Origin of the sequence: Xanthomonas sp. fls2-241-TYG-148, from assembly GCF_030208815.1 — a bacterium.
GTDB lineage: Bacteria > Pseudomonadota > Gammaproteobacteria > Xanthomonadales > Xanthomonadaceae > Xanthomonas > Xanthomonas campestris.
On sequence record NZ_JARVTE010000001.1, the window covers coordinates 496,714 to 518,475 of the forward strand.

A 21,762-nucleotide genomic window follows, 5' to 3' on the forward strand; every position below is an offset into this window, starting at 1 on the left:
CATGAAGACCGTCAACCTGATCCAGGGCACGCCGGAATGGCACGCCCACCGCGCTACCCACCTCAACGCCAGCGACGCGCCGGCGATGCTCGGCTGCAGCCCGTACAAGACGCGCGCGCAGCTGGTCCGCGAAGTGGCCACTGGTATCGGCGAGGAGCATGACGATGCCACGCTCCAGCGCTTCGCAGATGGCCACCGCTACGAAGCCCTCGCGCGCCCAATCGCCGAGCAGATCATCGGCGAGGATCTGTACCCGTGCGTCGGCACCGAGGGGAAGTACTCGGCCAGCTTCGACGGCCTGACGCTGCTCGAGGAAACCGCGTTCGAGCACAAGAGCCTCAACGACGACCTGCGCCGCGCGATGGTCGAAGGCTGCACAGGCTCCGATCTGCCGCTGGTCTACCAGGTGCAGATGGAGCAGCAGGCCATGGTGTCGGGCGCGCTGCGCGTGCTGTTCATGGCGTCGAAGTGGCGCGGCGATGAGCTGGTTGAGGAGCGGAACTGCTGGTATTACCCGAACGCGGAGCTGCGCGCGCGCATCGTCGCCGGCTGGGAGCAATTCGAGGCCGATGTCGGCGCCTACGAACATGTGGAAAAAGCGGAACCGGCAGTCAGCGGCCGCGCGCCCGAAACGCTGCCGTCGCTGCACATCGCCGTGACCGGCATGGTGACCGCGTCCAACCTCGCCGAGTTCAAGGCGTCGGCACTGGCTGTGCTGAAGGGCATCAATCGCGAGCTGCTGACGGACGACGACTTCGCCAGCGCCGAGCACACCGTGAAGTGGTGCAAGGGCGTCGAGGAGCGGCTGGAGGCGACGAAGCAGCAGATCCTCGGCCAGACCGCAGACATCGACGCGGTGTTCCGGACGATGGACGACGTCGCAGCCGAAGCGCGCCGCGTGCGCCTGGAGCTCGACAAGCTGGTCAAGGTCGAGAAGGACAACCGCCGCACCCAGATCGTCGCCAACGGCGTGCAGTCGGTGCGGGATCACTACGCGTCCATCAATGCTGGACTCAGTGCGCATGCGCTGGCGGTACCGGCCTCGCTGCAGGCGGACATCGGCGCGGTGATCAAGGGCAAGAAGTCGATCAGCAGCATGCAGGACGCGGTCGGCACTGCCGCGGCCAACCTGAAGGTCGCTGCCAGCCAGCAAGCCGAGCGCGTGCGCGCCAACGTGCGCGTGCTGGAGATGGAAATGGGCACGTTCGCCGGCCTGTTCCACGACCGCGTGCAGCTGTGCGCCACGAAGTCGCCGGAAGATCTGCGCAACCTGATCACCGCGCGCATCACCGAGCAGCAGCGCGTCGACGAGCAGCGCCTGGAAGCGCAGCGCGAGAAGATCCGTCAGGAGGAAGCGGCCAAGCTGGCGCGCGAGCAGCAGGAGCGCGAGGAAGCGCAGCGTCGCGCCGATGCACAGGCCGAGGCCGCACGTGTCGCTGCTGCTGCGCCTGCACCAGCGCCCGCTGCTGCACCAGCTCCCGCCCCGGTGGTCGCGTCGGCGCCGGCACCAGTGGCGGCGGCTCCTGCCCTCTCCCCTGCTCTCTCTCAGGCGGTCAAGTCACTGGCAGCGTCAGCACCGGCGCAGGTCGTGCGCATCAAGCTCGGCGACATCAACGCGAAGATCGCACCGCTGACGATCACCGCCGATGGCCTGGCGCAGCTGGGCTTCCTGCCGGTGACCATCGAGCGCGCCTCGAAGCTGTACGACGCGGCAGAACTGCCGGCCATGTTCACCGCCATGCAGCAGGTCTTCGCGCGCGCGGCGACCGAAAGCTACAAGCAGGCCGCCTGATGCACCGGACCTGCACCAGCTGCAAGCGCGTGCTTGCCGAGGCTGAGTTTGCACGCGAGGGCAACCGCCTTCGCTTCGAGTGCATCCCCTGCCGCAAGGACATCAAGCGCACCCAGTACACGCTGCGGCCGATCCCGCGCGATCCGCTGCAGATCCGGCTCAACAACCTCGCTGCGCTGTGGCATGGCCCGGTGCAGCGCACTCACCTGCTGAGGAACGCAGCATGACCCGTCACCACACCCGGCGCGCGCCGAAGCGCAACGGCGGCTTCTCCTGGGGCCGCTTCCCGACCAGCGACGGCGCCTTCGTCACCTGGCGCATGTTCCGCCGCGATCACAGCAGCTCGCTGCACATGCATGCGCTGACCTTCACCGGCGAAGACGACGCGGCGTATGTCGCGAAGCAGCTGCGCCGCGCGCGCCGGCAGTTGCGCGACCACGTGGACGAGATCGACCTGGCAGCAATGGAGGTTTTGGCCTAATGATCTTTGTTCAACCCACCCTGCGCCTCGCGCCTGGAGACCATCAACATCCGAAGCGTTCCTACGCGCCGCTGGATGTCTGGTTCGATGTCCAAGGCCGGGCTGCCAGTCACAAATGGTTCGAGGTTGCGGCGTGCACGTTGCAAGGACCGGATGAGCGGATCGAGATCTTCACCGAGGCGCTCCGCTTCAAGTGCTGCCAATCCAGGGATGCCATAAGGCTCCAGGTTTGGTTGAGCCCATTCAATGTCAGCCATCGCGGCGGCAACGGCCGATGCAACCTCATCAGACATCCCGTCGAAGTACGGCAGGAGTTCGTCAGCGCATCTGGGGTCAACCTTCAACAGTGGAATGATCAGCGCCCAGATTTCGCGGTCCACTGGCCCAGTCGTGGAAAGGCGGTGGACCACCGACAAGTTGCTTTCCATTCGAAGAAAACGGGCGTTCACGACTGTACCGATGGCGCGTGCACGACGGACATGATCGGCGCGCTGAGCCTTTTGCGGCGCCAACCCAACGTACAGCGCCACCAGTACAGCCGCGGTCGTAGCAACTGCCGACGCCCATCCGGCAGCTTCCGCTGTCCACAAACGGGGTACACCCAGCAACAGTGCTGCCGCCGCCGCTCCGAATGCGAAGGCGATAAAGGAGAGCGGCAATGGCCGAACAAGCGAGAGTCCCACGAATGCTACCTGCCCACTTTTTCTGTTGAGGCGATTCTGCCATGACCAATCTCCACCCGAACGACAAGCTGGCCGCGCTGGACTGGGCGCTGAGCCGCGCGCGAGAAGCGGCCGCCAGCGATGAGCTGATTCGCCTCACCCACCTGCCGGCGCTGCAGCAAATGCGCGACCAGGCACAGCGGGAGGCGCGCGGTGGCTGATCCCTACCGTGAGTTCCTGGAGCGCAAAGTGCGCGTCGCTCCGTCGCTCGGGTTCAACGTCTCACCCGAGGACGTGCACCCGATCCTCAAGCCGCACCAGCGCGACAGCGTCGTGTGGGCGTGCTCCGGCGGGCGCCGCGCCCTCTTCCAGCGTTTCGGCCTCGGCAAGAGCATGCAGCAGTTGGAGATCATGCGGCTGGCGCGCAAGCATGTCGGCGGAGCCGTTGGCATCGTGGTGCCGCTGGGTGTGCGGCAGGAGTTCCGCCGCGATGCCGTCAAGCTCGGCCTGGAGACTCGCTTCGTGCGCACCAACGCCGAGGTGGATCCGGACTTCGACGGGATCCACCTGACGAATTACGAGAGCGTGCGAGACGGCAAGCTCGATCCTAACCTCTTCAGCGCCGCGAGCCTGGACGAGGCGTCGGTGCTACGCAGCTTCGGATCGAAAACTTACCAGCAGTTCCTGACCCTGTTCGATGACGTCCGGTACCGGTTCGTCGCCACCGCCACACCGAGCCCGAACCGCTACAAGGAGCTGATTCACTACGCCGGGTTCCTGGGCGTGATGGACACCGGCCAGGCCCTCACCCGCTGGTTCAAGCGCGACAGCACGCAAGCCAACAACCTGACGCTGTACCCGCACAAGGAAAAAGAGTTTTGGCTATGGGTCGCGAGCTGGGCGCTGTTCCTGCAGAAGCCATCGGACCTGGGCTACAGCGACGAAGGTTACGACCTACCGGAACTGACCGTCCGATATTCAGAGGTAGCCGTCGATCACAAGAGCGCAGGCGCTGATCGAGATGGACAGGGAAATTTATTTCGGGACTCGGCCATTGGCCTTCAAAACGCTGCGCGCGAGAAGCGCGATACGCTGCCGGCGCGGCTCACCCAGCTCATGGAAATCGTCAATGCCACACAGCAATCCAGCGGAACGGAAGGCCTACTCAAAGGACTACTACAGTCGAAACCGAGCTGCGGCACTGGAGAGCCAGAAAGCCCGCGATGCGACGAAGGATCCGGAAGCGCAGAAGGCCTACCGTCGGCAGTACTACGCAGCCAACCGGGAACGGCTGCTGGAGCAGCAGCGAGCGAGGAGCAAGGCGAATTACGAAGCGAACAAACAGCGCTACAACGAGCGACAGCGAGTGAACGCGCTGAGGTCGAAGTTCGGTCTGACGCCTGTGGCTTATGCGGAGATGCTGGAGGCGCAGGCCGGAGCGTGCGCGATATGTGGCACGCAGCCGACACCGGGGGAGAAGCGATTCCCAGTGGACCACTGCCACAAGACGGATCAGGTGCGGGGGATCCTCTGCGGGCGCTGCAACCGGGCGCTGGGATTGTTTCAGGACGACCCGGAGATATTGGCGCGGGCGGCGTCGTATCTGACCAGATCATCATCTGGTGCGACCTAAACGAAGAGCAGGACGCGATCGAGACTGCTCTGCACAAAGCCGGTCTGACCTATTCCTCGATCCACGGTGGCAATGAGGTAGAGGAAAACGAAGGTCGCATGGCCGAGTGGCGCGCGAAGCGTACCTACGCGCTGATCGGCAAGCCGGTGATGCTGGGACAGGGCGTGAACCTGCAGCAATGCAACAAAGCCGTTTTTATCGGCATCACCTACAAATTCAATGACCTAATCCAGGCAATGCATCGCATCCAGCGATACGGCCAGGAACGACCCTGCGTGGCCCACATCATCTACGCCGAGAGCGAGCGCGAGGTGCTGGCCAGCCTGCAAGCGAAGTGGACGCGCCACGAGGAGATGGTAGAGAAAATGAGCGAGATCATCAGGGAATACGGCTTGAGCAAGGCAGCAATGGCGCAAGTACTCCAGCGCTCGATCGGCGTGGAGCGCATTGAGGCCAGCGGTACCGGCTGGACGGTTGCGAACAACGACTGCGTGGTGGAGACGCGCGGCATGGCCGATGACAGCGTCGACCTGATCGTGACGTCGATCCCGTTCGCCAACCACTACGAGTACAGCCCGAGCTACAACGACTTCGGGCACACGGACGACAACGCGCACTTCTGGGCGCAGATGGACCACCTCAGCACGCAGTTGCTGCGGATCCTCAAGCCCGGCCGCATCGCCGCCATCCACGTGAAAGACCGGATCCAGTTCGGCGCAGTGACCGGCGCCGGCGTGCCGACCGTCAGCCCCTTCCACGCTGAGGCGATCTTCCACTACCGCTCGCACGGCTTCGACTACATGGGCCTGATCACGGTCGTGACCGACGTGGTGCGCGAGAACAACCAGACCTACCGCCTGGGGTGGTCGGAGCAATGCAAGGACGGCACCAAGATGGGCGTCGGTTCGCCGGAATACATCGTGTTGCTGCACAAGCCGCAGACCGATCGCAGCCGCGGCTATGCCGATGAGCCCGTGCGCAAGCAGAAGGCGGATTACACGCGGGCGCGCTGGCAGGTGGATGCGCATGCGTTCTGGCGCTCGAGCGGCCGCCGGCAGCTGACCGCCGAAGAGCTGGCGCAGCTGGGCCCGGACAAGCTGGCCAAGCTGTTCACCGAGTACTCGCTGCGCGAGGTCTACGACTACGAGACCCACGTGCGCATCGGCGAGGAGTTGGAGGCGCGCGGCGCGCTGCCGTCGACCTTCATGTCGCTGGCGCCAGGTAGCCACGACCCGGACGTATGGCATGACGTCAACCGCATGCTGACGCTTAACGGCGAGCAGACGCGGCGCGGCCTGGAAAACCACATCTGCCCGCTGCAGTTCGACATCGTCGACCGCCTGATCCAGCGCTTCAGCAATGCCGGCGAGCTGGTGTTCGATCCGTTCGGCGGGCTGTTCACCGTGCCCTATCGGGCATTGAAGCTGGGCCGCCAGGGGCGCGCCGCCGAGCTGTCAACGGCCTATTTCATGGACGGGGTGAAGTACTTGCAGGCCGCCGAGCGCGAGATGGCGATGCCTGATCTGTTCGCGGCAATCTCGGACGCGGCACAACACCAGGACCGTGCAGCGTGAGCCGCCCCCTAGTTGTCGAGCATGCTGGTAGCCAGCCGCAAGCCGGCATTCATGGCTTCCTGCAAGGAGGCGAAATTGCCGAGGTCCGGGTTTGCGATGTCTGGCAGCTCTCCAGCGGCGATGAGGTGCACGAATGCCTCACCTCCTTCCGGCTGCCAAGCCTCGACGTAGATGTCCTGCCCGTAATAGCTGGTGCTCAGCGAGTCGCGCTTGATCTCTGGCGGCATGAGGCTCTCCCGGTTAGTCGGCTGATCCTCTCCGGAGCGCCTGCGGTCGTCAATGGCGATACCGCATGAGGCCGCAACTCTTCCCACGCCAGCCGCGGCGCATGAAACAGCCAGCCAAAGATCTGCTGCGCCAGCAGCTGGCCATGGCTGCCGACCACATCGAGCGGGTCACCGCTGAGAACCAGGCTCTGCGCGCCATCTGCGCAGAAGCCATCAACACATGCCAGGGCCAGGCCGAGCAGCTTCGCGCCGCGCTGGCGAAACAGGAGGATCAACCTTGACTATCCCCGCATCGCCACTTGCTTGGCCGGTAGGCTGGAAGCGCGAGAGCCTACGTACCGCGGCGCGCTTCGGAAAGAGCACCAGGAAGAAATGGGATGGCAGCTACGAAAATGGCAGGCCGCTAACCATCTCCGAGGGCGTGGAGCGCGTTCGCGCAGAGCTGCGCCGCATGGGCATCGACGATGAGGACATCGTCATCAGCACGAACCTGGAGTTGCGGCTGGATGGTCTGCCGCGATCGAATCAGCGCGAGCCTACGGATCCAGGGGCAGCCGTGTATTGGACCGATCGATACAGTCGTGGTAACCCGCCGCGCTGCATGGCCATCGACCGCTACACCCGGGTAGCAGACAACTTGGCGGCGGTCGCCGCCACCCTGGAGGCCATGCGTGCAATCGAACGGCACGGTGGCGCTGCGATTCTTGAACGTGCCTTTGCCGGTTTCACTGCCTTGCCAGCCCCGGTGCCGCTTTCCTGGCGCGACGTGCTGGACCCGGCCGACCCCGAAGGCAGCTACCGCCGGCTGCGCTCGCAGCACCATCCCGACAATGGCGGCAACGCCGACACCTTCCAGCGTGTCCAGTCCGCCTGGCAGGCCTACCAACTGGAGATCACCCGATGAGCACCACCCCAACCTCCACCCAGCGGCTGCTCCGGCTGCGCGACGTGCTTGAGCGCGTCGGCATGTCCAAGTCCACCCTCTACAGCCGCATCCGGGAGAAGACCTTCCCACAGCCCCTCCACCTGGGCACATCGTCGGTATGGGTGGAGTCCGAGGTCGCCGACTGGATCAACCAGCAAATCGCCCTGCGTGACAAGGCGGCCTGAGCTGGGGGTATCTGTGGGGGCATCTGGCCGTGATGAGATAAGCCAAAGCCTTTCCCTTCAACGCCTTACGGCCAATCGGCGGTAGAGCCCACCTCCACCAAACAACGGTCCTAAGACGACCGACTAAGGCCAGGCGTTCTCGAGAGAGACGACTGGCCTTTTTCATGTGCGGTGTTGAGCGTTTGGAGAGCGCTGCCGTGCAGGTCAGGCCGGTCCGCAAGAAGGTTCCGGCACCTGGGTTTGTGCAGCCCCGCCCTGCCTTGCTCAAGAGTGTTTACAGTGCCCCCTCGTTGACGGGCAACCGTGCAAAGCGATGTCACAGGTGTAGGCGGCACAGCAGGTCATCAGAAGACGACCATGATGCGCCTCGCCCAGCTCCGACAGTGGACGCAGCGCGTCAGAGAGTGACGTTACCGGTCTGTGGCGCATGCGCGCGGACCGGCTCGGCTGCATTGCCCTGCATCGGGGTCGCTGACGCGGTATCGCAGCATAGGCGGTCGAACAGGGCCAGCAATTCGGTGGCTTCCTGTCGCAGCATGACGAAGGCCTGTTTGGTGTGCTCTTCCATTCCTGCTCTCTTTGGCGCGCTCCCCAGCGCTCGTAGAGAGACAGCAGCAAGTGGCGTGCCAGTGTGTTCGCAGAACACGCATGCCTGCCGGCAGGCAGGCAGGCAGGCAATATGCACTCGGCAGACAGCTCGCTAGAACAAGTCAAAAAGGGAATTTCCACCGGCGGTTCGGCTAGTGCGCGTACACCGTCAAGGCGGGCGATATGCCCTCCCAAGCCCGGCCTCGCCCGCCGGCCGTTGATCGCGTCGGCCCGAGATCGAACGCCGAAGGCCTTGGAGTTCAGGCGGCGTCGGCGAGCAGCGATGCCAGTGCTCAGGCGTATTCGAGCTGCCGCTGGGCGTCGGCGTGCATGGCTTCCAGGATCACCATGCCGGCGGCACGGGCGGCGGCCATGGCGCTGCGGTGGTCGGTAAACAGGGGCGAGAGTTCGCCGCGAGCCAGATCGCCGGCCTTGGATGCACCCACCTGCTGGATGCGCCAGTCCGCGCGCCACCCTTGGGCAGGGTGCGGCAGCGCGTTGCACGACAACTGGTAACGCCCAAGAAAAATGACCAACGCGTGCTCGGCTCGATGACTCGCCACAAGGATACCGCCGCCTCCGCGCGCAGGCGACCCCGTGCCGCCACCGGGCAAGCGAAGTGAAGCATAGGCACGGCGCTTGCATCGGACTCGACCAGACGATCGTTGTTTGGGGAACACGGTGTTGACCAGAAAAGCAAAACGCCACGCCGCCGGGGCCTTGATGCTCGGCGGGCTGATCTTTGTGTTGATCGGCGTCGGTGGCTACATCACCTCGCGGCAGTCGCTGAAGGCGGCCGCGTGGGTCTCGCACACGCAGGAAGTCATTGCCAGCATCGACGAGATCCAGGCCGGGCTGCTGTCGGCGGAGTCGTCGGCGCGTGGCTTCGTGCTGACCGACAACGAGGCCTTTCTGGGCGTGCATGCCGACGCCATCGGGCGCCTGCCAGGGCGCATTGCACGGCTTGAGGTGTTGGTGCAGGACAACCCCCTGCAACTGCGCAACGTGGCCGCGCTGGACAAGCTGGTGGACATGCGCTTGGTGCAGATCAACGACCTATTGCACAGCTATCGCGCCACCGGGCTGGATGGCGCGCGCGCCTCCATCGCCAAGGGCGTGTTCCAGACCTCTTCGGCCCTGCGCCGGCAGGTGCAACTGATGGGCGAACTGGAGCGCCGGCAGCTGGTGTCGCGCACCCAGGCCAACCACGACAGCGCGCGCTGGGTGCTGTGGATGACGGCGATCGGCATTTTGTCCGGGCTATTGGTCATGGTGCTGGCCTACCGGCTGTTGTCGCGCGAATTGGCCCGCCGTGTGCGTGCCGAGGAAGAAGCCAGCACGAGCAGCACGCGGCTGGCCGAATCGTTCAGCACGTTGGAACGCACCTCGGCAGGATTGGAAGCGCTGGCGCGCTATTCGGGCCTGCTGCAGAACTGCCGCAACGCGGAAGAAGCCCTGGAAATCACGGCGCGCACGATCGCCCCGCTGGTGCCCGGTGTGTCGGGCGCGGTGTATCTGCTGCGCGCCTCGCGCGATCGCGCCGAGCAGGTGGCGGCGTGGGGAACGCTGGCCGATGGCGAACGCGGGAGCATCGCGCCCGAAGAGTGCTGGGCACTGCGACGCGACCGCACTCACCTGGTGGAGGACGCCAGCGTAGGCATGGTCTGCCAGCATGCCGGCGTCAATCTTCCGCCGCATGCGAGCACGGTCTGCATTCCATTGTCGGCACAGGGCACCCAGCTGGGCATGCTCGCGCTGCGCGGCGACAACGCGCAGGAACTGGCCTCGCTGACCGTGGCCGAGGCGGCCGCCGAACAATTGTCGTTGGCGCTGCACAACCTGCGCCTGCGCGAGACGCTGCGCCAGCAGTCCATCCGTGACCCGCTGACCGGCCTGTTCAACCGCCGCTATCTGGAAGAAGCGCTCAACCACGAGCTGTCGCGCTGCACCCGACGCGTGCAGCCACTGTCAGTGCTGATGCTGGACGTGGACCATTTCAAGCAATTCAACGACCTGCATGGCCACAGTGGCGGCGACCGCGTGCTTGCTGCGATCGGCGAACTGCTGCTGGCGCAGACCCGCGGCGAAGACATCTGCTGCCGCTACGGCGGCGAGGAACTGACCATCATCCTGCCCGAGGTCGACCTGGCCACCGCCAGCGCGATGGCGGAGAAATTACGCGCCGGCATCGATGGCCTGCAGGTGATGGCCGATGGCGTGTCACTGCCCAAGATCACTGCCTCGTTCGGCGTCGCGACCTTCCCCGGGCATGCGGGCAACGCCGCGCAGTTGCTGCGCAAGGCCGACGAGGCGCTGTATCGGGCCAAGCAGGCCGGGCGCAATCAGGTGGTCAGCGCGGTGACGCCGGGCAGCGTGTGATGCCAGGCCCGTGCTATCAGCGACAGGCCTGGCCGTTGTCGTCGGTCGGGATCAGCCCGGCGCTGGCCAACATGTCGTCGATGCGGCCACGCACATGCGCGGCGTCTTCGGGTGCGGCGCTGTGCAGGACGGCCTCGGCGCGGGCCTGGAAATCCAGATAATCGAAGTCGGCATCTTCATCGGACGCCACGTTCGGCAGTGCGTCCTGCAGTGCATCCAGGCGCGCATCCAACTCTGAGCGATTAGGCATAGGTGACTCCACGGCAAAGCCCCAAGGTTGCGGCTATGCCGTCAAGGATCTGCGAAACCGCACAGCGCGTGCGGGATGCGGCATCTGATCGGGAGGCGTGCCGAGGTCCGTGATCATCGGCGTTGTGCGCCGCATCGGCATCTGGCCAACGTTACGCACGCACGAGGCGCTGCCGGCGCGCGCCACCTTCCCTCAACTTTCGCACGCGTCGGCCGATACTGATGCCGACTCCTCCAGAACTTCGCCCGTGATCCTCCATTTGCGGCGGGATTTCCGCCTCGGCATCGTCAAGATGCTCGGGCCGATCACCGCGCTGTTGCTCTGCCTGTACGCGGTGTACCTGGCCATGCATGGCCAAGGGGTGGCATGTGCGTTGACTGCCACGCTCGGCCTGGTCGCGGTGTGGCGTGGCTGGCGCATGCGCAGTGCCGAGCGCACCGGACGCGGTGGGGTGTGGCTGGCCTCCATCAATGTCGCTGGCTGCCTGATCGGCTGCTGGAGCGGCGGCGACGGCGCCCTGCCCTGGTTGTTCCCGGTGCTGGCCACCAATTATTTTCTCTGCGGCCCGCAGCGCGCGGTGTTGCTGAGCCTGCCGTTGCTGGCGGCCTTGCTGTTGCTGCCCGGCTTGATCGTCAGCCCTGGCCAGGGCATCTCCACTGTGATGGTCACCTTGGTGACGCTGGCGGTGGGCTACGCGTTCTCGGTGCGCATGCAGGACGACCGCGTGCATCTGGAAGAACTGGCCTCGCTGGATGCGCTGACCGGGCTGCCCAACCGGCGCATGCTCGAGCGCGCGCTCACCCATCAGATCGATCAGCGCCAGCCGCAGGATCGGCTCAACAGCCTGATCATCCTGGACCTGGACCACTTCAAGGACGTCAACGATCTGTACGGGCATGCCGCCGGCGATGCGGCATTGGCTGACCTGGCCACGATCCTGCGGTTCGAGGTGCGTGAGCCGTACCAGGTGTTCCGTTTCGGCGGCGAAGAGTTCGTGGTGCTGCTGCGTGCCGGCTCGCTGGCGGAACTGGAAGCGGCCACCGAACGCTTGCGCAAGGTGATCCGCAACGGATTACGCGGGCCGGGCGGACGCATCACCGTGTCGCTGGGCGCGGCCCGCCACGATGGCGAGACGCACTGGCAAGACTGGTTTTCGCGTGCGGATGCGGCGCTGTATCTGGCCAAGAATGGCGGTCGCGACAGCGTGCGCATCGCCGACTGAGTCATCAATCGCTGATCGGCGATTACCGATCAGCGATCGATACCGTCGTGCATGCATGCATGGGCGGGACGGCCGCGCGGCCGCCCCGCCCTGCCATCTCAGCGCTCGGCCACTGCCACCGGCGCGGCCGGTGCATCGCCTTGCTTCCAGCCACCCAACGCCTTGTAGACGCCGACCACGCCGACATTGACCGCCGCTTCGGCCTGCGCCAATGCATCGTCAGCCGCCAACTGGGTGCGCTGTGCATCCAGTAGGGTCAGGAAGTCTTCCGAACCCTCGCGGTAGCGGATCTGCGCCAGCTGCTCGGCACGCCGCGCCGCGTTGGCCTGGTCCACCACGATCGCCAGGCGCGCCTGCTGACGCCCATAGCCGGTCAAGGCATTTTCGGTGTCTTCCAGTGCCAACAGCACGGTCTGCTGGTACTGCGCCAACGCGCCTTCGGCCTGCGCCTTGCTGGCACGCAGGCGTGCACGCACGGTGCCGAAGTCGAACGCGGCCCAGCTGATCGACGGCGTGATCGACCAGGCCTTTGCGTTGCCCTGGGTCAACCTGGCCGCATCGCCAGACAGAAAGCCGACAAAGCCGCTCACGCTGATACGCGGGAACAGATCGGCCGTGGCCACGCCCACCTGTGCGGTGGCCGCAGCCAGACGCCGTTCGGCGGTGCGCACGTCCGGGCGTTGCCGCAGCAAGCTGGCGGTATCGCCGAGCGGCAAGGCGCGGGCGAACGGCGGTGCGGTGCGCGCCACCAGGGTGGCATCCAGCGCATTCGGCTGTTGACCAAGCAACACGGCAATCCGATGGCGGTACTGCGCTTCGGCAGTTTCCAGCAGCGGAATGTCGGCTTCGATGGCCTTCAAGCGTGCCAGGCTGCTCTGCACATCCAGCTCGCTGCCGGCGCCCAGGTCCCAACGCGTCTGCGTCAGCTTCTGGGTGTCGCGCAGGTTGGTCAGGGTGCGCTTGGAGACGTCCAGCTGCTTTTGCGTGCCGCGCAATTCGAAATAGTTGCGCGCCACTTCCGCCGCCACCGTGACCTGCACGTCCTGCAGGCCGGCCTGCTCGGCTTCCAGGTCGGCACGCGCCGCCTCCGACGCACGCCGTTGGCGGCCGAACAGATCCAGCTCCCACGCCGCATCCAGACCCAGCGTGGTCTGCTCGGTGAGGAAACGCTGATTACCGGCGATCACCTGCTGTTGTTCGCGGCGATCGAAGCTGCCTTGTGCGGTGATGTGCGGCGCCTGGTCCAACCGGCGTTCGACGAACACCGCACGCGCCTGCTTGACGCGCGAGACGGCAATGCGCAGATCGTGGTTGGCGAACAACGCATCGCGCACCAGTTGTTCCAGTACCGGGTCATCGAATTGCGACCACCAGTTGCCCACCGGCGACTCGGCACTGTAGGCCGCATCCTGCGCGCCTTGCAGTGTCACTGCGGCCGGCGGTTCGGGGCGGTAATCCGGCCCGACCGCGCAACCACTCAGGATCGCCGCGGCAAGCGCGGCGCCCAACAAGGTCCTCACCATGGCAGCACCTCGCCCAGGTGGGTGAAGCTGCCATTGGGGCCGTGCGCATCGATCAATGCCATCTGCACGCTGCTGTGTGCGCCCTGCTCCACGTCGATCTCGCCACCGCCACCGTTCATGTCGGTTTTGACATAGCCCGGGTGCACCATGTTGACCTTGATCGCGCTTTCGCGCAGCTCATGGGCCAGGTGCACGGTCCAGCTGTTGAGTGCGCTCTTGGAAGCGTCGTAGGCAGGTATCTTGAAGTCATAGATCGGCGAGCCCGGCTGTGTGTGCAAGGTCAACGAGCCGAGGATGCTGGAGACGTTGACGATGCGCCCGGCCAGCGAACGACGCAGCAGCGGCAGGAACGCCTTGGTCACGCCGACCACCGCAAACAGGTTGGTGTCGAAGGTGCGCTTCCAGGTGTCCAGGCTCTGCTCGGACGGCTTGCGCTGCATGTCCTCGATCATGATGCCGGCGTTGTTGATCAGGATGTCCAGATGGCCGTGACGCTGCTCCACCGTGCCAACGGCCGCGGCGATGCTGATGTCGTCGTTGACGTCCAGCTGGATGGCTTCCACCGGCAGGCCTTCGGCCTGCAGCTTGAGTGCGGCGGCGACGGCGTCATCGCGCTTGCGGCCAGCCAGCAGCGTGTGCACGCCGGCCTGGGCCAGTTGACGGACGGTCTCCAGGCCGATGCCGCGGGTGCCGCCGGTAACCAGTGCGATCTTGTTGGTGCTCATGTGCAATGTCCTTCAAAGATGGGGGAAGAGGAATCAGGCCTTGACCGGATCATGTGCCACGGCGGCCGGTGCGGCAGGTTCGCCACGGGTCACCCACTTGCGCAGGGCCACGTAGAACACCGGCGTCAGGAACAGGCCGAACAGGGTCACGCCCAACATGCCGGCGAACACGGTGATGCCGGTGACCGAGCGCACTTCTGCGCCAGCGCCATGGCCGAACACCAGCGGCACGGTGCCGGCGATGAAGGCAATGGAGGTCATCACGATCGGGCGCAGACGCAGGCGGCAGGCTTCCAGTGCGGCTTCAACGATGCCCTTGCCGTGCATTTCCAGTTCGCGGGCGAACTCCACGATCAGGATCGCGTTCTTGCACGCCAGGCCCATCAACACCACCAGGCCCACCTGCACGAACACGTTGTTGTCGCCACCGGTGAGCCACACACCGAACAACGCAGACAACAAGGTCATCGGCACGATCAGGATCACCGCCAGCGGCAACGTCCAGCTCTCGTACAACGCGGCCAGCACCAGGAACGCCAGCAACACCGCCATCGGGAACACGATCAATGCCGAGTTGCCCTGCGTGGATTGCTGATAGCTCAGGTCGGTCCACTCGATGTTCATGCCGTTGGGCAACACCTTCGGCGCCATGCCGGCCAGCGTCTGCATCGCCTGGGTGGAGGAGAGCACGCGCGGGTCCGCTTCACCGATCAGGTCGGCGGCCGGGTAGCCGTTGTAGCGGATCACCGGATCCGGGCCGTAGGTCTGGCCCAGCGTGACCATGCTGCCGATCGGCACCATCTGCCCGCGATCGTTGCGGGTGCGCAGGTTGGCGATGTCTTCGACGCTATCGCGGAACTGTCCATCGGCCTGGGCGATCACCTGGTAGGTGCGACCGAAGCGATTGAAGTCGTTGATGTACGACGAACCCAGATAGGTCTGCAGCGTGTCGAACAGATTGGTCAACGGCACGCCCTGCGCCTTGGCCTTGTCGCGGTCGACCTTGGCATCGAGCTGCGGCACGTTGGCCTGGTAGGTGCCGATCGGGAACTGCATACCCGGCGTCTGCGAGATCGCACCGGACATCGCGTTCACCGCACTCTGCAGCTGGCCGTAACCCAGTCCCGCGCGGTCCTGGATGTACAGCGAGTAGCCCGAGCCCTGCCCCAGACCCAGAATCGGCGGCGGCATGAAGGCGAACGCGAAGCCCTGCTGGATCTGGCTGATGCGTGCGTTGATCTCTGCATTGATCTGCACCGCACTGCGGCTACGCTGACTGAAGGGCTTGAGCGTCAGGAACACCGTGCCGGTGTTGGGCGTGTTGGTGAACTGCAGCGGATTCAAACCCGGGAACGCAATCGCGTGGTCCACGCCCTCGGTCTGCAGCGCGATCTGGGTGATCTGGCGGATCACCTCATTGGTACGCTCCAGCGAGGCGCCTTCCGGCAGCTTGGTGCCTGCGATCAGGTACAGCTTGTCCTGGGTGGGAATGAAGCCGCCCGGTACCAGCTTGAACATCACCCCGGTGCCGACCAGCAGCAACAGGTACACCACAAACACCGCACCGCGCTTGCCCAACGCGCGCGACACCGCACCTTGATACTTGTGCGAACTGCTGTTGAAGAAGCGATTGAACGGACGGAACAGCCAGCCGAACAAGCGGTCGATCAAGCGCGACGGGCCGTCCTTCGGCGCGTCGTGTGCCTTCAGCAGCATGGCGGCCAGCGCCGGCGACAGCGTCAACGAGTTGATCGCCGAGATCACCGTGGAGATCGCGATGGTCACCGCGAACTGCTTGTAGAACTGGCCGGTCACGCCCGACAGGAACGCCATCGGCACGAACACCGCGCACAGCACCAGCGCGATCGCGATGATCGGCCCGGACACTTCGCGCATGGCCTGGTGCGCCGCCGCCAGCGGGGTCAGGCCTTCTTCGATATTGCGCTCGACGTTTTCCACCACCACGATCGCGTCGTCGACCACGATGCCGATCGCCAGCACCAGGCCGAACAGGCTCAGCGTGTTGATCGAGAAACCCAGCAGATACAGCGCGGCAAACGTACCGACCACCGACACCGGCACCGCCAGCAACGGGATGATCGAAGCACGCCAGGTCTGCAGGAACAGGATCACCACCAGCACCACCAGCAGCACCGCTTCGAGCAGCGTATGCACCACCGCGCTGATCGAGTCGCGCACGAACACGGTGGGGTCATACGCGGCCGACCACGCCATGTCCTGCGGGAACTGTTTTTCCAGCTCGGCCATCTTGGCGCGCACCGCGTCCGACAATTCGATTGCGTTGGCACCGGGCGACTGGAACACACCCATGCCCACCGCGTTCTGGTTGTCCAGCTGCGAGCGCAGGGTGTAGTTGCCGGCGCCCAGTTCCAGACGTGCCACATCCGACAACCGCACGATCTCGCCGCTGTTGCCGCTGCGGATCACGATGTTGCCGAACTCTTCTTCGGTGGTCAGGCGGCCCTGCGCATTGATCGAGAGCAGAAAGTCGCTCTTGTTGGGCATCGGCTCGGCGCCCAACTGGCCGGCGGAAACCTGCACGTTCTGCTCGCGGATGGCGGCAACCACATCGCTGGCGGTCAGCCCGCGCGCAGCCACTTTGTCCGGGTCCAGCCAGATGCGCATGGCGTAATCGCCCGCGCCGAAGATCTGGATCTGGCCCACGCCCGGCAGGCGCGACAGCTCGTCCTTGACCTTCAGCAACGCGTAGTTGCTCAGGTACAGCGAGTTGTACTTGCCCTTGGGCGAGGTCAGATGCACGACCATGGTCAGCGTCGGCGACTGCTTCTGCGTGGTCACGCCCTGGCGGCGCACGTCCTCGGGCAGACGCGCCTGCGCCTGGCTGACGCGGTTCTGCACCTGCACCTGCGCCTGGTCCGGATCGGTACCGGGCTTGAAGGTCACGGTGACCACCAGCACGCCATCGGAGCCGGCGACCGACTTCATGTACATCATGTCTTCGACGCCGTTGATGGCTTCCTCAAGCGGCGTGGCGACGGTCTCGGCGATGACCTTGGGGTTGGCGCCCGGGTACACCGCGCGCACCTGCACGCTCGGCGGTACCACTTCGGGGTATTCGCTGATCGGCAGCAGCGGCATGGCGATCAAGCCAGCCGCGAAGATGATGATCGATAGCACCGCCGCAAAGATCGGTCGGTCGATGAAAAAACGGGAAAAGTCCATGGGGATGGTCCTGAAAGAAGTCGCCGCCGGGTGGCGGCGCGGCACACAGCGCCCCGGTCCGGCCATCGGGATGGCCGGCGGTTGGGGCGTGCGGTGCAGCGGTAAAACGGGTGCTTAGTTGGACGCGGTGCGCTTGTCCGCCGCCGGCACCATGGCCACGGCCTTGGCGTCGACCGGCATGCCGGGCATGAAGATCTTCTGCACGCCATCGACCACCACGCGGTCACCGGCGGCCAGGCCCTTGCGGACGATGCGCAGGCTATCGGCCGTACGGCCGAGCTCCACGTCGCGTCGCTGTGCCTTGCCATCCTTGTCGACCACGTACACGTACTTGCGGTCCTGGTCGGTCAGCACGGCCTTTTCATCGACCAGCATGGCCTTGAACTGGCCGCTGCCGAGCAACTGCACATGCGCATACAGGCCCGGCGTGAACTGCCGATCGGCGTTGTCGAGTACGGCACGCACGCGGATGGTGCCGGTGCTGCGGGTGACCTGGTTGTCCAGGAAATCCACGCGCCCGCTGTGCGGGAAGCCCTGCTCGCCGACCAGGCCGATGCGCACCGGCAACTCGCCGCCACGTTCGTCCGGACGCTCGCCGTTGCGGCTCATCTGCGAGTAGCGCAGGAAGGTGCCTTCATCGGCATCGAAGTACACGAACACCTTGTCCAGCGACACCAGCGTGGTCAGCACGCTGGCGCTGTCGCCGGCGGTGACCAGGTTGCCGGCGGTGACCATCGCGCGCCCGGCGCGGCCGTCGATCGGGGCACGCACGCGTGTCCAGTCCAGGTTGAGCTTAGCGGTGTCCACGGCGGCCTGTGCGGCCAGCACCTCGGCATCGGCCTGGTCGGCCGCGGCGCGGCGTTGTTCCCAGGTTTCGGTGGAGATGGCCTGCTGCTCGGACAGCTTGCGCGCACGCGTTGCTTCGCTGCGGGCCAGGCTGGCCTGGGTGCGGGCACGCACCAGCGCGGCATTGGCGCGGGCAAACTCGGCGCGGTAGCTGCGGTCGTCGATGCTGAAGAGCACATCGCCCTTCTTCACTTCGGCGCCTTCGGCGTAATTGACCTTGTCGATATAGCCGGACACGCGCGGGCGTAGTTCCACGCTTTCCACCGGCTCGATGCGGCCGCTGAATTCGTCCCACTGGCTGATCTCTTTCAGCAGCACCGGGGCGACACTGACGCTGGGCGGTGGCGGCGCGCCGGTCTCGGCGGCCTTGCTGCCGCAACCGGCCAACACGACCGCGAGGACAGCGCCCGTCAATACAGTACGCAAGGGAAAACGGAACGGGGTGGCGTTCGGGGTCATGGGGAAATCTCTCGGGTGGGAAGGGGAAACTGCAGACCGGCCAGGCGGCCAGCCGACGGTGCGGTCTGCGGGCGACGGCTGACGGTCACGATGGCGTGTCCGGGCTGGCCAGGCCCGGCGATCAACGAGACGGCGGCGCGGCCGACGTCCACGGCCCGGATCCATTCCGGGCAGGCCTCCTTGGCACGGCTGGGCGTGCACACCGGCTGCTCGACCGACAGCAGGTGTACGCGCACGCCCAACGGCTTGGCTTCTTCGTGCAGCACCTGCGCCAGCATGCGGGTGGCCGCCGCGGCGATGGAGATATCGCCGTGCGCCGACCACGCACGCAGTGCACACGGGCTGCCGAGCAACAGGTAACGGCCGCCGCCATCGGCCTCGGCCAGCAGCGGCATCAGATGCCGGGCGGCCGCCAGGTGCGGAAGCAGGTCGCGGTCCAGCCGGCGGCGCAAGGCGTTGACCGGGCGGTCCAGCAGGCGGCCAGCCTTGAGCGGGCTGCCCAGGCTCGCAACCACCGCCGCCAGCGGGCGTGGACGCTGCGCCAGCTCGGCGGCCAGTGCCTGCGCGGCGGCGTCATCGGCCACCGAGCCCTGCACCGTCTCCAGCAAGGGGCTGTCGCCATGGCGGGCGCGCAACGCAGCCAGCTTGGCGGCATCGCGACCGACCACCAGCACCGGCAGCTGCGCCTCGAGCAGCGCGGCAACGATGCCGGCACCGACATTGCCCGCGCCACCCAGGACGACCGTCTCGGATTGGACCATCCCAGTCACGGGACTTTCACTCCCGAAATCGGGACAATCCCACACATGGCCCAACGTGCAGACAGCCCGCTGCGGCGCACCGGCGTACCGCCGGCCTGCCGCTTGGGCGAGGCAGCAAAGGCGCGCGAAACGCTGGAATGCGGGCGTTTTGCCGGCATCTGCACCGGATCGAACGCGCTCTCAAGGGCGTCGCGGGGACTGGGGGACAAGCCGAGAAGTTGGCGCAACCACATGGCGGCGCTCCTGCGTGGAGGGGATGCCGCATAAGCTAGGCCTCAAAGCAGCACTTGATTAGTCCGGATTTAGGGGAATAATCGTCCCGCAAGCGGTCCAATCCCTCCAGACTCCGGAAGGCACCCCTCATGACCCACGATCTCAACGACACCCTGATCTTCGTCAAGGTGGTCGAACAAGGCAGTTTCATCGCTGCCGCCAACTCGCTCGGCCTGCCCAAGACCACGGTCAGCCGCAAGGTGCAGGAACTGGAAACCCGGCTGGGTGCCCGCCTGCTGCACCGGACCACGCGTCGCATCGGCCTGACCGAAGCCGGCGCTGTCTATCACGAACACTGCCAGCGCATTGCCCGTGAACTGGAAGAAGCAGAAAGCGCCGTCGGCCAATTGCAATCGGGCCCGCGTGGCTGGTTGCGGTTCACCGTGCCGTACTCGCTGGGCATCACCTGGATCGCGCCGTTGCTGGGCGAATTCCACGCGCAATACCCGGAAATCCAGCTGGACATGCACCTGGGCAACGAAAAGCTGGACTTGATCGGCGGCGAAGCCGATCTGGCCCTGCGCGTGGGTGCCCTGCCCGATTCCAACCTGGTTGCGCGCAAGCTGGGCAGCCTGCGCACGCAGGTGTTTGCCAGCCCGTCTTACATCGAACGCTATGGCGAGCCGCTGCATCCGGACGAGTTGCAGTTCCATCGCACGCTCGCTCTGCGCAAGAACCGCAACGTGCACAACAACCGCTTCTTCTGGTCGCTCAGCGACGGCAGCGATGTGCGCGAATTCCCGGTCAATCCGTTGATGGTGGCCAACGATCCGGCCGCACTCAATGGTGCGGTGCTGTGCGGCGAAGGCTTGTTGCTGACCGGCGATGTGATGGCCAAGCCGTTCGTGCAATCGGGCATGGTGCGGCGTGTGCTGGCCGGTTGGACCGGCCCGGAAGTGGACTTCAACGCGGTCTTTGCCGGTGGCCGGTTGGTGTCGCCGAAGGTGCGGGCGTTCGTGGATTTCCTGGTGACACGCCTGAACTTCGATGCCGATTACATGATGGCGCAGTGCCCTGCGCGGCTGGCCGCACAGCGCGCCAATGGGGATGCGGAAGTGGAGGTTGAAGTGGAGGCCGAGTTGCGCGCCGAGGGTAAGCGTATTTTGGAGAAAGCTACGGCGTGACGGGCGTTTTGTGCGGTCTCGGCGCGTAGCAAAGCGGGTGTTCCTTCTCCCAGTGGGAGAAGGTGCCTGCGGGACTGTTGGGGGTGAGGTGGGTTGGTTGTTCTGATATTCGTAATCGGATTTGCGTCTAGCTCGCGCAAGAAAGTTGATGCGACGCTTTAAGCGAATCCCTAATCCCCACATTCCAATCCCAGCTTCAACGCAGAGCTTTCGCGCCTGCGGCGCGAGTTCCTTTTGTCTTGGCAAAAGGAACCAAAACCGCTGTCGCCGACGCAATCCGGTGCGGTGAAGCTGCACCGGTGCCCTGCGCTCCTCGCCACGCGCGGCACGGCGCCCAAACTCGCTACGCTCAGACAAGGGCGCCTCTTCGGCCACGCGTGGCCGCGGTGCTCGGCTTGCTTTAAGGCGACTGGGTGAAGCGGAGCAAGAGCGGAACAGCCCGGCCCGACTTATCTATTTCGTTGTACCGATAGTCGGATTGGGCTTTTTGCATCTAGTTCGCAGTAAGAGCTGACGCGATGATTCATGCGAATCCCTAATCCCGACGCTCCAATCCCGGCTTCAACGCAGAGCTTTCGCGCCTGCGGCGCGAGTTCCTTTTGTCTTGGCAAAAGGAACCAAAACCGCTGTCGCCGACGCAATCCGGTGCGGTGAAGCCGCGCCGGTACCCTGCGCTCCTCGCCACGCGCGGCACGGCGCCCAAACTCGCTACGCTCAGACAAGGGCGCCTCTTCGGCCACGCGTGGCTGCGGTGCTCGGCTTGCTTTAAGACGACTGGGTGAAGCAGGAGCAAGAGCGGAAAAGCGGTGCCGAAGCAAGGTTTCAGGCTTGGCAGGCGACGGATCGCTGTGTTGATCGCAAACAGGGCAATACAGCGACAGCGACAGCGACAGCGACAGCGACAGCGACAGCGACAGCGAGTTCAATGA

Annotated in this window: 22 protein-coding genes; 11 read left to right on the plus strand and 11 right to left on the minus strand. The window is 65.3% G+C overall.

The genetic code is table 11. From position 1 onward, the window contains the following. Position 1 precedes the first annotated feature (1 nt). From QRM60_RS02275 to QRM60_RS02285, 3 genes are read left to right on the plus strand one after another with little or no spacing between them, the layout of a single operon-like run. Positions 2–1,792 carry a YqaJ viral recombinase family protein gene (locus QRM60_RS02275; RefSeq protein WP_285445518.1) on the plus strand — a complete coding sequence of 597 codons (1,791 nt, stop codon included), beginning with the start codon at positions 2–4 and terminating at the stop codon, positions 1,790–1,792. Further along, on the plus strand, positions 1,792–2,019 hold the full coding sequence (locus tag QRM60_RS02280) for a hypothetical protein (protein WP_285445519.1): 228 nt from the start codon (positions 1,792–1,794) through the stop codon (positions 2,017–2,019). The genes QRM60_RS02275 and QRM60_RS02280 overlap by 1 nt, the downstream gene beginning before the upstream one ends. After that, a complete protein-coding gene (locus QRM60_RS02285; RefSeq protein ID WP_285445520.1) occupies positions 2,016–2,273 on the plus strand; it encodes a hypothetical protein in 258 nt (85 codons plus the stop codon). The genes QRM60_RS02280 and QRM60_RS02285 overlap by 4 nt, the downstream gene beginning before the upstream one ends. On the opposite strand, the gene QRM60_RS02290 is transcribed toward QRM60_RS02285, so the two are convergent. After that, positions 2,270–2,956, minus strand: a complete 687-nt coding sequence (locus QRM60_RS02290; protein ID WP_285445521.1) for a hypothetical protein — start codon at positions 2,954–2,956, stop codon at positions 2,270–2,272. The genes QRM60_RS02285 and QRM60_RS02290 overlap by 4 nt on opposite strands. A gap of 41 nt (positions 2,957–2,997) precedes the next feature. Between QRM60_RS02290 and QRM60_RS02295 the strand changes: the two genes are divergently transcribed. Together QRM60_RS02295 and QRM60_RS02300 are read left to right on the plus strand one after the other, a co-directional pair. Continuing rightward, positions 2,998–3,156, plus strand: coding sequence for a hypothetical protein (locus QRM60_RS02295; protein WP_285445522.1), 159 nt, complete (start codon positions 2,998–3,000; stop codon positions 3,154–3,156). Continuing rightward, entirely contained in the window at positions 3,149–6,142 is a 2,994-nt protein-coding gene (locus tag QRM60_RS02300; RefSeq protein WP_285445523.1) for a DNA methyltransferase, read from the plus strand. The genes QRM60_RS02295 and QRM60_RS02300 overlap by 8 nt, the downstream gene beginning before the upstream one ends. An 8-nt stretch (positions 6,143–6,150) precedes the next feature. Here QRM60_RS02300 and QRM60_RS02305 read toward each other — a convergent pair whose 3' ends face one another. Further along, complete coding sequence (locus tag QRM60_RS02305; protein WP_285445524.1) at positions 6,151–6,369, minus strand: hypothetical protein; 219 nt, start codon at positions 6,367–6,369, stop codon at positions 6,151–6,153. A gap of 101 nt (positions 6,370–6,470) precedes the next feature. Between QRM60_RS02305 and QRM60_RS02310 the strand changes: the two genes are divergently transcribed. From QRM60_RS02310 to QRM60_RS02320, 3 genes are read left to right on the plus strand one after another with little or no spacing between them, the layout of a single operon-like run. Next, complete coding sequence (locus QRM60_RS02310; RefSeq protein ID WP_285445525.1) at positions 6,471–6,650, plus strand: hypothetical protein; 180 nt, start codon at positions 6,471–6,473, stop codon at positions 6,648–6,650. After that, on the plus strand, positions 6,647–7,273 hold the full coding sequence (locus tag QRM60_RS02315) for a J domain-containing protein (protein ID WP_285445526.1): 627 nt from the start codon (positions 6,647–6,649) through the stop codon (positions 7,271–7,273). Before QRM60_RS02310 ends, QRM60_RS02315 begins: the two co-directional genes overlap by 4 nt. Then, on the plus strand, positions 7,270–7,479 hold the full coding sequence (locus QRM60_RS02320) for an AlpA family transcriptional regulator (RefSeq protein ID WP_285445527.1): 210 nt from the start codon (positions 7,270–7,272) through the stop codon (positions 7,477–7,479). Before QRM60_RS02315 ends, QRM60_RS02320 begins: the two co-directional genes overlap by 4 nt. A 397-nt stretch (positions 7,480–7,876) precedes the next feature. Here QRM60_RS02320 and QRM60_RS02325 read toward each other — a convergent pair whose 3' ends face one another. Next, positions 7,877–8,047 carry a hypothetical protein gene (locus QRM60_RS02325; protein WP_115555731.1) on the minus strand — a complete coding sequence of 57 codons (171 nt, stop codon included), beginning with the start codon at positions 8,045–8,047 and terminating at the stop codon, positions 7,877–7,879. Between the two features lie 313 nt (positions 8,048–8,360). Next, the gene (locus QRM60_RS02330; RefSeq protein WP_161960349.1) at positions 8,361–8,603 is read right to left on the minus strand and encodes a hypothetical protein; all 243 of its coding nucleotides are present in this window, start codon (positions 8,601–8,603) and stop codon (positions 8,361–8,363) included. A 187-nt stretch (positions 8,604–8,790) separates the two neighbouring features. Here QRM60_RS02330 and QRM60_RS02335 point away from each other — a divergent pair, with 187 nt between their 5' ends. Then, positions 8,791–10,446: a diguanylate cyclase gene (locus tag QRM60_RS02335; protein ID WP_193589168.1), complete on the plus strand. Its 1,656-nt coding sequence runs from the start codon at positions 8,791–8,793 to the stop codon at positions 10,444–10,446. Positions 10,447–10,462: 16 nt separating this feature from the next. Here the strand turns inward: QRM60_RS02335 and QRM60_RS02340 are convergent, their stop codons facing one another. After that, a complete protein-coding gene (locus QRM60_RS02340) occupies positions 10,463–10,696 on the minus strand; it encodes a hypothetical protein (RefSeq protein WP_014507301.1) in 234 nt (77 codons plus the stop codon). Positions 10,697–10,943: 247 nt separating this feature from the next. On the opposite strand from QRM60_RS02340, the gene QRM60_RS02345 reads away from it, so the two are divergent. Then, on the plus strand, positions 10,944–11,918 hold the full coding sequence (locus QRM60_RS02345; protein ID WP_029216865.1) for a GGDEF domain-containing protein: 975 nt from the start codon (positions 10,944–10,946) through the stop codon (positions 11,916–11,918). Positions 11,919–12,016: 98 nt separating this feature from the next. On the opposite strand, the gene QRM60_RS02350 is transcribed toward QRM60_RS02345, so the two are convergent. The 6 genes from QRM60_RS02350 to QRM60_RS02375 form a co-directional block, all read right to left on the minus strand. Next, the gene (locus tag QRM60_RS02350; protein WP_273675148.1) at positions 12,017–13,441 is read right to left on the minus strand and encodes an efflux transporter outer membrane subunit; all 1,425 of its coding nucleotides are present in this window, start codon (positions 13,439–13,441) and stop codon (positions 12,017–12,019) included. Further along, positions 13,435–14,166 (minus strand): SDR family oxidoreductase, encoded by a 732-nt coding sequence (locus QRM60_RS02355; protein ID WP_114997647.1) that lies wholly within the window; start codon positions 14,164–14,166, stop codon positions 13,435–13,437. Before QRM60_RS02355 ends, QRM60_RS02350 begins: the two co-directional genes overlap by 7 nt. 33 nt (positions 14,167–14,199) lie before the next feature. Then, positions 14,200–17,370 carry an efflux RND transporter permease subunit gene (locus tag QRM60_RS02360; protein WP_285445529.1) on the minus strand — a complete coding sequence of 1,057 codons (3,171 nt, stop codon included), beginning with the start codon at positions 17,368–17,370 and terminating at the stop codon, positions 14,200–14,202. Positions 17,371–17,484: 114 nt separating this feature from the next. After that, positions 17,485–18,675: an efflux RND transporter periplasmic adaptor subunit gene (locus QRM60_RS02365; protein WP_042598753.1), complete on the minus strand. Its 1,191-nt coding sequence runs from the start codon at positions 18,673–18,675 to the stop codon at positions 17,485–17,487. Beyond that, the gene (locus QRM60_RS02370) at positions 18,672–19,445 is read right to left on the minus strand and encodes an SDR family NAD(P)-dependent oxidoreductase (protein WP_042598752.1); all 774 of its coding nucleotides are present in this window, start codon (positions 19,443–19,445) and stop codon (positions 18,672–18,674) included. The genes QRM60_RS02365 and QRM60_RS02370 overlap by 4 nt, the downstream gene beginning before the upstream one ends. Then, on the minus strand, positions 19,442–19,669 hold the full coding sequence (locus QRM60_RS02375; protein ID WP_285445530.1) for a hypothetical protein: 228 nt from the start codon (positions 19,667–19,669) through the stop codon (positions 19,442–19,444). Before QRM60_RS02375 ends, QRM60_RS02370 begins: the two co-directional genes overlap by 4 nt. Before the next feature lie 129 nt (positions 19,670–19,798). On the opposite strand from QRM60_RS02375, the gene QRM60_RS02380 reads away from it, so the two are divergent. Beyond that, the gene (locus QRM60_RS02380; protein ID WP_011036627.1) at positions 19,799–20,833 is read left to right on the plus strand and encodes a LysR family transcriptional regulator; all 1,035 of its coding nucleotides are present in this window, start codon (positions 19,799–19,801) and stop codon (positions 20,831–20,833) included. Positions 20,834–21,762: the final 929 nt, after the last annotated feature.

Coding starts and splice junctions, on each gene's coding strand:
- QRM60_RS02340 (WP_014507301.1), bottom strand. CDS start 10,696: ATGCCTAATCGCTCAGAGTTGGATGCGCGCCTGGATGCACTGCAGGAC.
- QRM60_RS02335 (WP_193589168.1), top strand. CDS start 8,791: ATGCTCGGCGGGCTGATCTTTGTGTTGATCGGCGTCGGTGGCTACATC.
- QRM60_RS02380 (WP_011036627.1), top strand. CDS start 19,799: ATGACCCACGATCTCAACGACACCCTGATCTTCGTCAAGGTGGTCGAA.
- QRM60_RS02360 (WP_285445529.1), bottom strand. CDS start 17,370: ATGGACTTTTCCCGTTTTTTCATCGACCGACCGATCTTTGCGGCGGTG.
- QRM60_RS02280 (WP_285445519.1), top strand. CDS start 1,792: ATGCACCGGACCTGCACCAGCTGCAAGCGCGTGCTTGCCGAGGCTGAG.
- QRM60_RS02325 (WP_115555731.1), bottom strand. CDS start 8,047: ATGGAAGAGCACACCAAACAGGCCTTCGTCATGCTGCGACAGGAAGCC.
- QRM60_RS02295 (WP_285445522.1), top strand. CDS start 2,998: ATGACCAATCTCCACCCGAACGACAAGCTGGCCGCGCTGGACTGGGCG.
- QRM60_RS02285 (WP_285445520.1), top strand. CDS start 2,016: ATGACCCGTCACCACACCCGGCGCGCGCCGAAGCGCAACGGCGGCTTC.
- QRM60_RS02365 (WP_042598753.1), bottom strand. CDS start 18,675: ATGACCCCGAACGCCACCCCGTTCCGTTTTCCCTTGCGTACTGTATTG.
- QRM60_RS02305 (WP_285445524.1), bottom strand. CDS start 6,369: ATGCCGCCAGAGATCAAGCGCGACTCGCTGAGCACCAGCTATTACGGG.
- QRM60_RS02350 (WP_273675148.1), bottom strand. CDS start 13,441: ATGGTGAGGACCTTGTTGGGCGCCGCGCTTGCCGCGGCGATCCTGAGT.
- QRM60_RS02310 (WP_285445525.1), top strand. CDS start 6,471: ATGAAACAGCCAGCCAAAGATCTGCTGCGCCAGCAGCTGGCCATGGCT.
- QRM60_RS02320 (WP_285445527.1), top strand. CDS start 7,270: ATGAGCACCACCCCAACCTCCACCCAGCGGCTGCTCCGGCTGCGCGAC.
- QRM60_RS02275 (WP_285445518.1), top strand. CDS start 2: ATGAAGACCGTCAACCTGATCCAGGGCACGCCGGAATGGCACGCCCAC.
- QRM60_RS02355 (WP_114997647.1), bottom strand. CDS start 14,166: ATGAGCACCAACAAGATCGCACTGGTTACCGGCGGCACCCGCGGCATC.
- QRM60_RS02375 (WP_285445530.1), bottom strand. CDS start 19,669: ATGTGGTTGCGCCAACTTCTCGGCTTGTCCCCCAGTCCCCGCGACGCC.